Raw genomic sequence first — 13,527 nt, forward strand, 5'->3', positions numbered from 1 at the left:
CTGACCGGAAAGCGGCCGGATGCGCGGACCACTGTTTTACCAGATACCGGCCGATTGATCAAAGCTTCCCTTGTCACTCATCGGAGTACACCCTGAATTCAATCGCGATGCCCTGCTTTTCGCATTCAGGCAAGAGCCGCTCGACTTCATCATCGACGAATTCGCCAAGCTTCCATACCAGCTTCTTGTCCAGGAATTGCCGTTCCAGGTTCCATTGCCTGTACCGCTCGCAGCCGTGCAGCAAGCGCTTCATTTTCAGATAGTTTTTGGTCGCATCGCGCGGGTCTGGAAGCGTATAAGTTCCCGAAAATAGAACACTCATCGGAAAGTCCGGGCCGGCTGAAAAAGGTAGTGGACGTGCACTCCATATTCGTGGCCACAAGACTGGCACGTCCAGATCTCCATAGCACACGGTGTGGATGGCCGATCCGCTTTTTCGCTATTGCAAATGGGGCAACTCATAGGGGCCTCTCAAACCATCCAACTGACATGCACGCGGCACGAACAGCGCGATTTTACAGCCTGCCGAATCGCTGCTCGAATGCGGCGAACGTGCCGCTGTCTTTACGATCGAGCACCGCAAACGTCACATGGCTGAACGCGTTCTTGTAGCGCGGGTTATGCAGCAAATGCGCGGCGAACCAGCCCGCCATTTCCTCGGGCAGGTTGCCGAACACACCGCAGCCCCGCGCACCCCTGCGCGGGTTTCTGATTTCCATTTTGCAACTTTTCCCAACGAGCGTGCACGGCCATACCCCTGGTGAAAAATTTTTAAAATGACAAGGCAATATGCTATCGTAAGCCGCAGGTGCGACAACGAGAAAATGGAAAAAGGACGCGGTAAGCCGGGTGCTGTTTTTTGTTTTTGCGGACTTGCTGGTGGTATATGGTACCGCTGCCGGTGGTGCCGGCCCGTCTCGGCTTACGTTCCAAAATCGAAATTCCGGTAAGTCGCCGTCGGCGCGGCGCGGCGCGGCCGTACGGTGCATGGAACAAAGAAGGGAACATCAATGGCCAAGCCTGAAAAGCCCGGTAGCAACGAGAAAGACGTTTCCCCAAGCGATACGGCGCGTCCGAAAAGGGGAGCCATTCCGACTCCAAAGGCGGAAATCGAGCGCGCGCCGCGTTATGTTCCCGGAGCAATTCCGGTCGACGAAGACCTTCCCGACACGCGCAATGCGACTTCGGATTCCAACGAGGAGGGCAGCACCAACGACTAACCACTCCCAAGGCCTTCTTTGGTATCAGATGAACCACCTATCAATGAATCGAGGAGAAACACCCATGCCTGTAAGGTCTCACAAACGCGGCGCAATTCCATCACCGCGAAGTGTGCTAGCTGCCGCCACGCCGCACGTCGCACGCGTCGATCCACTCCCGAACTACCTTGTCGTGCCGAGTCAGATCTCCTATTGGGGCAATGATGAATACGGTGATTGCGTCAGCGCCGAAGAAGCCTTCGCCAAGGCCTGCAACAGTCCGGAAATATTTATCCCCTCGAGCACAGTCGTGAACTGGGCGAAGGGGAACGGACTGCTCCACGGCGCTTACCTCACGGACGTGTTGAATTTAATGCACACCGCCGGCTTCACCTACTCCGGGTGCACCTATAAAGATGGACCGCACACCTCTGTCGACTGGACCAATCCCGCCACCATCCAAAGCGCGATCACCCAGGGACCGGTCAAGCTCGGCGTGGCAGCCGACCAGATCGAGACGGCCTGCAATGGCAGGATGGGATGGTTTGGACTCGGCTTCACAGTTGACGACAGGACTGACCACTGCGTCTCGCTGTGCGGTTACGGCTCCCTTAGCTGGCTGGCGCAGCAACTGAACGTGACTGTTCCGGCTAGCGTTGATGGCGAAATGCTTGGCTATGCCATGTTCACCTGGTGCACCATTGGTATCGTCGACGCGGCGTCGATGGTCAACGTCACCCAAGAGGCGTGGCTGAGGAGCCCAACGACAATGACAGTGGGGGTTCACGGTTTGTATGTCCTGCACCAAGGTACTGCGAACGATCTGCGGTACATCCTCTGGGATGGTCAAAATTGGTATGGCGACCAAATAGTGAGCAATGTGAGCATGGCGGAGAGTCCATCTGCCGTTCTTTTTGGCGGCCAGCTGTATGCATTTCACCAAGACACTAGCAGTGTCTTGCGTTATAGCGTATTCGATGGCGTCAGCTGGGGAACCGACATCCCACTTAACAATGTCGGCATCGTGGGAAGCCCAGCTGCCGTCGTGTACAACAATCAGCTGTATGTCTTTCACCAGGGTACCGGGAACGATTTGTGGTTCAAGCAGTTTGATGGCACCAATTGGTCGGACGATACGAACGTACCCTACGTGGGCGTTCAAGGTAGCCCATCTGCGGTGGTGTATAACAACTTGCTCTATGTATTCCATCAGGGCATGGCGCAAGACCTCCGGTTCAGTGTGTTCAATGGCACTACTTGGTCGACCGATACGCAGGTAGACAACGTGAACAGTCCAGGCAGCCCGTCCGCAGTGGTGGCGGACGGCGCGCTCTATGTCTTTCACCAGGGAAGCGACGGGGTTGGCAATATATGGTACAGCGTGTTCGACGGCGCGACTTGGGCGCCTGACACGACCATCCCGAATCTGACTGGCGCGGCGGGGCAGTCTGCTATCGTGACAAATGGTGAGCTCGATGTGTTTTACGAGTCCGATAATGTTCTTCTGTATGCGACGTTCGTGTTCATAGACGAAACGTGGTTGTTAAACGGGAGTCTTCCCTATTCCAAAATGGTGAATGCACCGTCAGCGGTGTATTGGGTATAGGTCCATCGTCGGGTCTGTCGCGCTTGCGAAGGGCAGCCGGCTGACTGGATGGATGTAAGCGATTAACCCACATCCCGGGCCAGCTCGACCAGCCTTGATCGGCGCTTCATCCATCGCAATAACGCGCGAGCGCCGCACCGGCTCCAGCTGGGGCGCAAGTGTCGGACGTCATCGACGCGATGAAGGTGCATCGCATGCGCCTGGCAAAGGATCAGGGCTTGCGGTAGCCGCGTTCCATTGCCGGCATCACAGGTCCGACAGGCGCTCGCGCGGCACCCATCCCTGAACTTTCCTTCCGCTTTTGGGATTGGTGTAGTTGACATATACGTAGCCGTCGGAGGCCAGGCTGGCGGTCACGCTGTCGCCCGGCACCACGAACACGCCGTGCATAGCGCAGTTGGTATCGGGTGCGCTCAGCAATTGCAAGCGTCCGGGGCCCTTGACGCGGCTGGCAAGCGGCGCCTTCACCGGCGCGGCATTTTTCTGGGCCAGAAACCCGGCTGCGCCGCACAGGGTGGGCGATTCAAACACCAGGATGACGTCATCGCCCTCCCATTGATAGGTTTCGACGCCGGCTTCCGGATCCACCCGACTGTTCAGATGCACCACCGGCTCGGCCCCGGCCATCCCGGCGCCGCCAAGGTCGAGGCATTCTCCGAATTCCTTCGACACCTTCGGCGCACTATCCGACAATGCCAGCAGCCGATACGAGTATTGGCAATGCAAACCAGGGCGACTGCCTTGCACGACGATGTATTCTCGCTCCGTCACGGCGGGGATGCGAAACAGGGATGCACCGCCTGCGCCGATGGTTGCGATTTTCTTGCCAGCGACAAGGAGGTGCGTGGCATCCGTGTCCGCGCTTACGTCTACCCTGCCATGGCGCGTCTCGATACTGGTCTTGGTGTCCGGCGCCGCCGCGAAGGCCAGCAGCGGAACGAACAGGATCGCGGTCGTCAGTTCTTTGATGTTTGTATAGGTCATATGCGCGCCAAAAAGGACATCGTATTCTATCAGCCATGCGAATGCCGGCCGGCGGCCGGTTCGGTTGCGTATCCCAACGCACGCACCTGGGTCATCGGATAGATTATGATGGGGCTATAAAAATTATCGAATTCATATGCAAACTCCTATGCACGAATACACCCTCCAGCAAAAATCGTTTCTGCTCCTTCTCGCCCTGGTCACCATCGGCTTCGGCTGGATCCTGGCGCCGTATGCCGGTGCCGTGTTCTGGGGCGTGGTGCTGGCGATCCTGTTTGCGCCGCTGAACCGCTGGCTGCTCAAGAAGACCAATCACAAACCCAATCTCGCTGCCTTGCTGACCCTGATGTCGATCGTGGTCATGGTGATTTTGCCGCTGTCGCTGATCGCGGTGTCCCTGGTCGACCAGGCCGCCACCGTGTACGAAATGGTCCGTTCCGGCGATCTGAGCGTGGGCAGCTACTTCAAGAAAATCATGGCTGCCCTGCCGCAGTGGGCCGTCAATTTGCTGGAACGTTTCGACCTGACCACCCTGTCGAAGCTGCAGCAGAAAATGACGGAAGGCGCGTCGCAGGTCAGCCAGACCGTCGCGCGCCAGGCCATTCATGTGGGCAGCTACACCTTCGATCTGATGGTCAGCATGTGCATCATGCTGTACCTGCTGTATTTCCTGCTGCGCGATGGCCAGGCGCTCGCTGCGCGGATCAAGAGTGCCGTTCCGCTGAGCCGCAAATATAAACAGCGCCTGTTCAGCAATTTCACCGCCGTCACCCGCGCTACCGTCAAGGGCAATATCCTGGTCGCAGTGGCGCAAGGCGCGCTCGGCGGCCTGATATTCTGGTTTCTGGACGTGCAGGCGCCGGTGCTGTGGGCCGTGGTGATGGCGTTCCTGTCGCTGCTGCCGGCAATTGGCGCGGCGCTGGTGTGGGCACCGGTCGCCGTCTATTTCCTGGTCACCGGATCGGTCTGGGAAGGCGTGGTGCTGAGTATCTTTGGCGTGGTCGTGATCGGACTGGTCGACAATATCCTGCGTCCTATTTTGGTGGGCAAGGACACCAAAATGCCGGACTACGTGGTGCTGCTCTCCACCGTCGGCGGCATGGCGCTGTTCGGCCTGAATGGCTTTGTGATCGGGCCGGTGGTGGCGGCGCTGTTCATCGCGGCCTGGGATCTGTTTGCCTCGGCCACCGAGTTTCACACCGACTAGGTTACATGCTGCAACCCGTGGACGGCGCTCGCACGCATCAGTCGTCCGACTTCGGGTGCCAGCGCTGCAGCGGCGGCTCCGGCGACGTGAGCGCTTGCAGACGCTTGTACAGCAGGCTGGTTTCCAGCAGATTGCAGATGCGCAGCATCGTCTCGATCAGGTCGAACGGCTTGGTCAGGAAATCCTTGGCCCCCAGGGACAGCGCACGTCGCCGGGCTTCCTGGGTCACGTCGGCGCTGATCACCATGACCGGACGAAACTCATTGGGCGGCGTGCGGCGCGCCAGTTGCTCCAGAACCGCATAACCGTCCAGGTCCGGCATCATCAGGTCGAGCAGTACCAGGTCGGGATCGAAAGCCGATACCAGGTCGAGCGTGCGGCGCGGATCGGTGGTGCTGACGACGTTGCGAAACCCTTCTCCCGTCAGCATGTCTTCGAGGATGTTGACGTTCTCGATTTTGTCGTCGACGATCAGGAGCCGCATGGCATGCAGGTCGGATATATTCATGGCATCAATCGGTCCAAAGTAGCAAAAAACAGGCTCACGTCGAGCGGCTTGGTCAGGTAGTCGGCGGCGCCGGCGGCCAGTGCGCCGGCTATGGTCGCAGGCAAGGCGTCGGCGCTGACCACCACCACCGGCGTCTGGCTCAACCCGGGCGTGGCGTGCAGCTGCGCGAGCACGTCGAGTCCGGATACGTCGGGCAGGTGCAGGTCCAGCAGCACCAGATCGGGCCCATGCCGTTGCGCCAGCGCCAGGCCTTCGCTTCCGGTGGATGCGCTCAGCAGGGTGATGTTGGCGCGCTTCGCCAGCAGGATCTCGACCAGCGCCAGGTTGGAGGACTGATCCTCGATATAGAGCACGGTACAGGCGCGCTGCGATGGCGGCGCCGCAATGCTGGCCGGCTGCGCAGCGTGCGCATGGCCGGCCGCAGCGCTCAGCGGCAGCTCGACGCGGAAGGTGCTGCCCTTCCCCACCGTGCTTTCCATGCCGATGTCACCGCCCATGGCGCGCACCATCTGCAGCGACACCGCCAGCCCCAGGCCAGTGCCCTCGCCGGGACGATGCTCGGCGCCCAGCCGGTCGAACGGCCTGAACAGGCGCGCTTGCAAGGATGGATCGATGCCCGGGCCGTTGTCGCTCACGCCGATGCGCGCGCGTTCGGCGTCGGCCTCGACGCGCAGCGATACAGTCCCGTTCGGATGGTTGTACTTGACCGCGTTCGATAGCAGATTGAGCATCACCTGCAGCAAGCGCTTGCGGTCGGCCAGCACGTGCACGCCGGACGATGGCGCTTGGGCGGCCAGGGTCACGCCGCGCTCGCCCGCCATCGGGGCGATTAGTGCCAGCGCTTCGCGCAGCAGGCTGTCCACCTCGACCGGCTCCGGCTCCAGGTCCATATGGCCGGTTTCGATGCGGGCGATATCGAGTACTTCGTTGATCAGCGCCAGCAGGTGACGGCCGCCTTTCAGGATATGGCCGACGTGCTCGCGCTCGGCGGGCATCTTGAGATCACGTTCGAGCAACTGGGCAAAACCCAGAATCGCGTTGAGCGGCGTGCGCAGTTCATGGCTGGTGCGCGACAGAAATTCGGTCTTGGCCTTGCTGGCGCGTTCGGCTTCGCGATAGGCTTGCTCGGCGTCGGCGCTGCGGGCCGCCAGCAGCATGCTGGCATGCTCCATCCGCGCCGCCAGCTGGCCCAGCTCATCGGTTGCCGGTGCGATCGGCGCCAGCGGCGCGCCGCGCGCCAGCCGCTCCGCGTTATCGGCCAGATCGCGCACGCGCCGCCCGATGCCGGTTGAAAACAGCAGCACCACGATGACCGCGCCCAGCACCCCGGCCGCGCTGGCGACGCCGGTGGCGACCATGGTGCGCATGTAGACCTGGTCGGCGAAACGCTCGCTCTCGCGCCGCAGCACGTCTTCTCGCGCCAGCATGGCGTCGATGTGGCCGCGCAGCTCATCCAGCACCACCTTGTTCGATACCAGAATCGGCACCAGCGTTGCCGCCGGCGTGGTGTTGCCGAGGGCGACCAGTTCGCTCAAGCCCTCGCTTTTTCTCGCGGCCAGGGAGGCGACCTGGTCGAGCAAGGCATTCTGCTGCGGATCGCGAATCTGCACGCGCAGCCGGCGCAAGGTGCGCGGCAGCTCGGTTTCGGCAATCCGGTAGCGCTCCAGGAAATTCGCCCGCCCTGTCAACAGATAGCCGCGCACGCCAGTGGCGGCCTCGGCCAGCAAGGTATGCACTTCCTGGATGTCGTGCTGGATCTGCAAGGTGCGCTGCACGCCCTGCTGGGCGCGGCGGCTTTCGGCCCCCATCAGATAGCCGGAGGCGAGCGCGCCCAGCAGGATCACCAGCGGCACCGCGATCAGCACCAGCCCCTTCACGCGCAAGGAGCGGTTCGACCACCATTGGGACCAGCTCGCCAGCACGCTCATGGATTGGTCGCGCCGGAATGGCCGAAGCCGAGTTCGACCGCGCGGGCGGCGACCTGGGTGCGGTCGGCCAGGCCGAACTTGTGGATGATGCGCTCTACATGCACCTTCACCGTGCCGGGCGCGATGCCCAGGCGCAGGGCGATGTCGGCATTGGTCAATCCGTGCGGCAGCAGACCCAGCACCTCGCGCTCGCGCGGCGTGAGCGGAGTGAGCAGCTTGGCCGATTGCGCGGCTGGCACCGCAGGCCGCGCGGCGCCTTGCGGCAAGGCCGAGGCCAGCATGCTCGCCAGGGTGGACAAGGCGGCCAGGTCGGCCTCGCCGGGGACCGGCAGCGGGCGGCGGCTGGCCAGTTGCAGCACGCCCAGCGCGCGCCCCGCTGACCGCAGGGGAAACAGCAGTTCGATGCCGGCCATCGCCCCGGCCGGCAGCAGCATCTGGCTGACGCTGTTGCGCCGGACCAGCACGCCCGCCTCATCCTTCAAACCCGCAGCTAGGGCGCCTTGCGCGGGAAAACGCATGCCCGCGGGCAGAACCTCGCCCCGCGCCGCCTGCACGCGCAGCGCGCCGTTGTCGCCGGCCAGCACGCTGCCGCAGTCGAAGGCGGAAAACGCCAGGGCAAAACCAAGCATCGCGTCGAGCGCGGTGGCGGCCTCGCGCGCGGCGAGCGCCTGGCCAGCTTCGTGCAGCAGACGCAGGCGGGCGGTATTGGCTTGCTGCTCGCGGTAGTGCTCGCGCAGGGTTTGGGCGGAGGGAGATGAGGTACGGGGCATACGCGCAGTATATGCCGAACGGCAGAGCTTGGGCTAGGCCTGGCGGCGGACGCCAAGGCGCTGGCGAGGGGCGATAGTGTGTCTGTCGCAGCAAACAATGCGCCATCCACTTTGACTTAACAGGAGAATTTCATGAATAAACTGATCCTTGCCGCTTCCCTCTTCGCTTGCAGCGTTGCGTATGCCAAGGAGCCGCCGCGGGTGTACGGCAACGAAGCCGTCGCGCCGACCGCCAAGCAGGATCGCGAGATTGCCGGCCTGTTCGACCGCTGGAACGCCGCGCTGGGCACCGGGAAGCCGGCCGAAGTGGTCAAGCTGTATCACCCGAAGGCGGTGTTGCAGCCGACCGTGTCGAACCACGTGAGGCCGACGCCGGCGGAAATCGAGGACTATTTCGTGCATTTTCTGGAACTGAAGCCGCACGGCGTGATCAATTCGCGTCATATTCAGATGCTGAGCAAGGATAGCGCGGTCGACAGTGGCGTGTACACCTTTGACATCGTCAAGGATGGCAAGCCGGCCAAGGTGCAGGCGCGGTACACCTTCGTGTACAAAAAGCTGGGGAAGGAATGGCTGATTCTGAAGCACCATTCGTCGGCGATGCCGGAGCAGGTGGCGTTGAACTGAGACGGGGGACGCTGCGGGCGTGAGGAAGATAGGCCCGTTGCCGGGTCTACGGAATGACCGTGAGCATAAGCGTCTCTGAAGCAGGCGTCAAAGTTGCTTCTACCAACCGATTAGCTGACATGCTGCCTGAGCTCGTGCCAGCTAGGTACTCGGCCACAAACTCAGGAGTCGATTGTACACTGGCGCGGTGGTGGAAAAATAGCGTATATCGTCCGTGTAGGAGCGCAAGGTGGCTTTTGATTGCGCTGCTGAGGCGTATGCGGCTGCCAGCACGGCCAAGTTGCCAGGAGCGGTTCTAAGCGGTCTGGTTGTTGGCGAGTACATTGGAAAGGGGATGGTGAAACGATTTCGAACGTGTTGAAGTTTTCATGGGTCGTTCGGCGGCCGACAATATTTCATTAGAGGAATCTGGCCGAATTAAAAAAGCGGGACACATCGGCCGCCGATCATCGATAAGTCGGATGAGAATTGTTCAATACACATCTGGCGGCAACAGTGTTGTGGACGCGAGGTCTGCTTCAATGATGATCGCAAACCACTCGACGCCAATATGCGCGTACCGTGCTCGATGGCTTCCGTGTTGGCTCGGGCATCGTCGTCGCTGACGGTACCAAAGTCACCGCGCTCATGCCTGTTGAGCAATGTATCAGAATTCACGCCCGTACGGTCCAACCGCTCGAGTGTTCAGGTGTGACGCCGAGAGCCACCAGTGGGACCAGCGCCTTGGCCACTATCAGCGTGGCATTGCTGGTTGTTGGGGACATTTTTTTTTGCTGCATTCTACTTCAGTATTAAAGGATGGATCACGATGGTACGGTCGAATTCTCGATCCGCGTCGTAGGTGTCTATCGCGATGCACAGTTCGGCGCTGGCGCTGATCTTCGTCACTTCCTTCCAGACGCAAAGATCGAGCCGTAGGTTTCGCCTAGGCTTTGCTAGGAAATCGCCGTCGCCCCTATTCCAATACGGACCAGTCTTCGGCAAGCCAAGCGCTTCACCGTTCTTGACTACGTCCTCCAAGGTAGTGCCGCTAAGGAAGGCGATACACGCCAATGCGCATGCGTGGCGATCATTTCTGGGCCAACGTGGGCAAATACTGGTTCAAATCCGGCCGTTGTTGACTTTAGGGTATTTGGAATGGTGGACATGAAAAGGCTCCAGATGTTATAAGAGAATACGCACAGCGACACCGGCCAAGCCAAATATGCAGTAGCGAAATACGTTCGTACTTTTGCTTGCTGGAAGAGCGGTTGTACTTAAACTTCCGGGCCAGCCACTTCAAGAGGAGCGCTGCTTCACGTTCGATCAAACAGAGCCGGCTGGTTGCGGTGTCGCTTCTTGATGCTATATTACCGCTCAAAAAATTACCATAAAACAATAAATTAAGGTTGTACCAAGCGATCATTTCACACTCCGTGAACAAATGTAGCGACGCCAGATGCCCTACGGGTCGCATCTCTGCAGATTCCCCCACCAACGCCAACAAACATTGACAAACGGCAAATAATTTGTGACATTACCAATCCGAACACAACCTTGGTGGGCCAGATGGATATATCGCAAGCGAAAATCCGAGGTTTCATTACGCACTCGGTCGGGAACAAGTTACGTGATGAAGCATTTGTTCTGTCTAATGAAACTGCGAAGCTCGATGAGAACGTTTCGTCAATAATTCTGAAGAACTACCTTGGCGGGCTAAAAAATTCTGACTCGTATAGGTTCTTTCACGAATCAGATACGAATCTCAATGAAATAAGAGTCTTCTCAAATGAGATCTTTAATGGATCAAAAAATTTTGTGGAAGCATCTAATAAGATAGCTAAGCATTTATATAGTAAATCCACTCACCCGAGTGTCCCAGCGGGCGATCTCTTTATAGTCTTGTTCTCTAATCTGACTATTGACGGACAAGAAGTAGATGCACTTGGAATATTTAAGACAGAGACAAAAGAAGATTTTCTATCTGTCTATGAAGAAAATGGCGCGCTGAACGTTCGCGGCAGTCTAGGGATCGATCCGCGCAACTTGCAAAAGGCAGCAATTATCCCCGCTGGTCAAGACATGCTTTTCGCTTTTGAACGCGGATCTTCAACCGCTTATTGGCTTGACGATTTCTTGAAGGTCGAAAAACTAGCAACGAAAAAATCAACAGCGGCTTACGTTGCCCGATTGATTAAGGAAACCGTTAAAGAGATAGGCGAACCGCAAGCTGTGGCTGGCTATCAGGATGAGATCCACCGAGTACTATCCGTTGAAGCACCTACAGTCAGAGACATACTCGATGCTGGGCGGCCGTTTGTCGGTGACGATCAATCGATTAACCTGCGTGGTTCAGTGGACCTCGCCACTGGCCTTACTTTAGATCCAGATCACATACTTGAAGCGAAATTGGTGCAACGAGCAGCCACGAACGCCTTTAAACGCATCCCTATCACCCGTGGCATTCATTTAGTGCTTTCAGGCAAAGGTTTGACGGGAGCGATAAACACGGAATTCTCCGATGACCGTCGATTTGTGACAATTACGATCGAAATGAAAGAGACGAAATGAGCGGAGAAAAATCGAAAAGTTCAGGCGAACACGGTGAAAAGCTTGGGCTTAGCTTCTTAGAAATGATCGTGTGGAGTTCAAGTCTGAAGTCTGTTAGTATCAAATGCAATAACGGAAAACATCGGACTCCCAACGACAACCAAAAAGGCAGTCACGGTGACGATCGGGGATACATTTACAACAATCCATTTTATGACAATAGAACAGATGTTGTGCATATCTCCATCAAGAATAACCTAGACGGGTATTCCGAGCGTGATTCTGAACTCAAAAGTCAGTTCAAGGGTCATCTCGAGGAAGCAAATGAAATTATCGCTTGCGCGCAGTATGATGCAACGTTGTTAGACCAGCTTTCAAGTTTCAATGGCAGACGGCATAAAGAACACTCAGGATTGCTTATTTGGACCAGCACTGATTTAAAGTCTGCTGATCGTAACATTCTGTCAGTTATAAAGAATGTAAGGCTAGATGAAACTTGCACAAAAAATGTCTATTTTTTCGATGGCGCACGAATCGACTTTTTCAAAAAAATCATCGACCATTCCAACACAGCATCAAAGGGGAACTACGAATTTTTGTATCCGGAAACGGGGAATCTTGTCAACAGATTAGACGAACGCCACGGAAAAGTATTACCGTTAGAAATGATTATTGCAGACGTCATTCCGATGAAGGTTGTCATAGACGGGCAAGAGACATTGTTTGTTTATGTCAATCAAGCATTCGAACGCGATGCATACCGTCGAGTGCTTTCCTTAGCCCTCGGCATAGCAGGCGCGTGGCCGCGCGAAGTACGCATCGGCTTTCCCGATTTCAACGTGGCGCATCATGGTAACGAAGCACGCAGTTCAGAATTGCCATTTGTAGCGCGGGAAAAAAAATTCATTCCCTTTTGCTTTATTCCATCCAACTTGGATTCTCTGACAAATGACTGATAGCATTCAAACCAGAGTTGAGGCGGATAATTGGTTACCGCACGGCGAGCAGCTCCGAATTCTGCTCGGTAGCGATCATATCAGCTACGGCGAGGTGGCAAATACATTACGGGCAAAAGGTGTATTCTCAGCAAATACCCATAAAGAAGATACCATCCCAATACTTTCGTCTACTTTGTTGCGTCCCGATGAATTCCTGACTTTACTCGAAACTTCTATCTCGCGGGAGACGAAGCCCAAGGAACAACCTCAAGAAATCAAGTTAGTATCTGGGGATGCTGACTGGCAGTCGTCAATTCGCGAACTAAGCACTCGCCTCGTCGACCTTGTTGATCTCGATAAAATTCATGGCGTAAGATTCACATCAAACCCGACTTTATCTTTTGATGGGACACACACCGCCTCTATTGACTACAAAATAAATCGGCAAGATTACAGTCAAGACTTGCTAGGTCGAGACCTTGATTTTTCCGGAAAAATAGTTATTAGACAACAAGATGGAAATCTACGACTTGAAATCTTATCGCAAGTTTCCTCCAAAGAAACGCAAAAGGTTAATGATCAGATTTTGCGATCCGTCGCTTCAACATTTAAACTTGCCGGCATCTGCACCGAAGCAGAACCATTAAAAATTCTTTTTGGATCTTTCGAAAACAAAAATCGAATACTTTTTCTATTAAGATTGGCGGGGAAGTTTGATGTAAGTAAAGAGCCAGGAACCATCGTAGACGTAACCATACGAAGAAATGAACAAATTAAGTCACTGCCAGATGCTCCAGGCATTAAATGGATGGAAGGCGCTTTTCGGAATCTCAAGATTGACGGCGATAAGCTAAACGACATTGCTCTATTCGCAACTGAAGATCATTACGAATATTTTTTTATCACCAAATTAGTGGTCGATTATATATTTGAATTTGCTCAGAATAAGGTTCTCTGCACCGTTATCTATAATTTTGACCGTATAAAAACCGCCGAACGGATTATGTCCGCACCTTTCATGTATTCAGTAGATCGATTGACGTCAATCGGAAATTCCAACGTCAAAGCGAGCTCCGGCATTCGCCAACAGGTCGCAGACGTAGTGCGAGCCAAAGTAAATATTCTATTTGAAGATCTTTGCATAAAAACGGAAAACGCTGTAGGTTCCCAGCCCGTAGTGGCGTAAATCAAAAGTAAGCTTACCCAGGAAATCTATGCCTTCACTTGATTT

At 56.4% G+C, this 13,527-nt stretch carries 13 protein-coding genes; 7 read left to right on the forward strand and 6 right to left on the reverse strand.

All coding sequences use genetic code 11. The features are described from left to right. Positions 1-73 precede the first annotated feature (73 nt). Together CR152_RS33455 and CR152_RS33460 are read right to left on the reverse strand one after the other, a co-directional pair. A complete protein-coding gene (locus tag CR152_RS33455) occupies positions 74-322 on the reverse strand; it encodes a hypothetical protein (RefSeq protein WP_157778829.1) in 249 nt (82 codons plus the stop codon). Positions 323-515: 193 nt separating this feature from the next. Next, the gene (locus CR152_RS33460) at positions 516-719 is read right to left on the reverse strand and encodes a poly(ADP-ribose) glycohydrolase catalytic domain-containing protein (RefSeq protein ID WP_157778830.1); all 204 of its coding nucleotides are present in this window, start codon (positions 717-719) and stop codon (positions 516-518) included. 291 nt (positions 720-1,010) lie between these two features. Here CR152_RS33460 and CR152_RS29990 point away from each other — a divergent pair, with 291 nt between their 5' ends. After that, entirely contained in the window at positions 1,011-1,220 is a 210-nt protein-coding gene (locus tag CR152_RS29990; protein WP_099881104.1) for a hypothetical protein, read from the forward strand. A 112-nt stretch (positions 1,221-1,332) separates the two neighbouring features. Then, positions 1,333-2,805, forward strand: coding sequence for a PLL family lectin (locus tag CR152_RS29995; RefSeq protein WP_099881106.1), 1,473 nt, complete (start codon positions 1,333-1,335; stop codon positions 2,803-2,805). 246 nt (positions 2,806-3,051) lie between these two features. Here the strand turns inward: CR152_RS29995 and CR152_RS30000 are convergent, their stop codons facing one another. Next, positions 3,052-3,789, reverse strand: a complete 738-nt coding sequence (locus CR152_RS30000; protein ID WP_099881107.1) for a hypothetical protein — start codon at positions 3,787-3,789, stop codon at positions 3,052-3,054. 148 nt (positions 3,790-3,937) lie between these two features. On the opposite strand from CR152_RS30000, the gene CR152_RS30005 reads away from it, so the two are divergent. Continuing rightward, on the forward strand, positions 3,938-4,996 hold the full coding sequence (locus tag CR152_RS30005) for an AI-2E family transporter (protein WP_099881109.1): 1,059 nt from the start codon (positions 3,938-3,940) through the stop codon (positions 4,994-4,996). Positions 4,997-5,033: 37 nt separating this feature from the next. Here CR152_RS30005 and CR152_RS30010 read toward each other — a convergent pair whose 3' ends face one another. Genes CR152_RS30010 through CR152_RS30020 form a run of 3 tightly spaced genes read right to left on the reverse strand, consistent with a single transcriptional unit; the run spans position 5,034 to position 8,202 of the window. Next, positions 5,034-5,504 carry a response regulator gene (locus CR152_RS30010; RefSeq protein WP_099881111.1) on the reverse strand — a complete coding sequence of 157 codons (471 nt, stop codon included), beginning with the start codon at positions 5,502-5,504 and terminating at the stop codon, positions 5,034-5,036. Then, a complete protein-coding gene (locus CR152_RS30015) occupies positions 5,501-7,432 on the reverse strand; it encodes an ATP-binding protein (protein ID WP_099881113.1) in 1,932 nt (643 codons plus the stop codon). The genes CR152_RS30010 and CR152_RS30015 overlap by 4 nt, the downstream gene beginning before the upstream one ends. After that, on the reverse strand, positions 7,429-8,202 hold the full coding sequence (locus CR152_RS30020) for a LuxR C-terminal-related transcriptional regulator (RefSeq protein ID WP_099881115.1): 774 nt from the start codon (positions 8,200-8,202) through the stop codon (positions 7,429-7,431). The genes CR152_RS30015 and CR152_RS30020 overlap by 4 nt, the downstream gene beginning before the upstream one ends. A 132-nt stretch (positions 8,203-8,334) precedes the next feature. On the opposite strand from CR152_RS30020, the gene CR152_RS30025 reads away from it, so the two are divergent. The 4 genes from CR152_RS30025 (at position 8,335) to gapS4b (ending at position 13,482) form a co-directional block, all read left to right on the forward strand. Next, positions 8,335-8,829, forward strand: coding sequence for an SgcJ/EcaC family oxidoreductase (locus CR152_RS30025; protein ID WP_099881116.1), 495 nt, complete (start codon positions 8,335-8,337; stop codon positions 8,827-8,829). A gap of 1,548 nt (positions 8,830-10,377) precedes the next feature. Continuing rightward, complete coding sequence (locus tag CR152_RS30040; RefSeq protein ID WP_157778832.1) at positions 10,378-11,379, forward strand: nucleoid-associated protein; 1,002 nt, start codon at positions 10,378-10,380, stop codon at positions 11,377-11,379. Further along, a complete protein-coding gene (locus tag CR152_RS33465) occupies positions 11,376-12,314 on the forward strand; it encodes a PD-(D/E)XK nuclease domain-containing protein (protein ID WP_157778833.1) in 939 nt (312 codons plus the stop codon). The genes CR152_RS30040 and CR152_RS33465 overlap by 4 nt, the downstream gene beginning before the upstream one ends. Beyond that, positions 12,307-13,482, forward strand: a complete 1,176-nt coding sequence (gene gapS4b / locus CR152_RS33470) for a GapS4b family protein (RefSeq protein ID WP_157778834.1) — start codon at positions 12,307-12,309, stop codon at positions 13,480-13,482. Before CR152_RS33465 ends, gapS4b begins: the two co-directional genes overlap by 8 nt. The last annotated feature ends 45 nt before the right edge of the window (positions 13,483-13,527 follow it).

The sequence above is a fragment of the Massilia violaceinigra genome, assembly GCF_002752675.1.
Classification (GTDB): domain Bacteria; phylum Pseudomonadota; class Gammaproteobacteria; order Burkholderiales; family Burkholderiaceae_D; genus Telluria_A; species Telluria_A violaceinigra.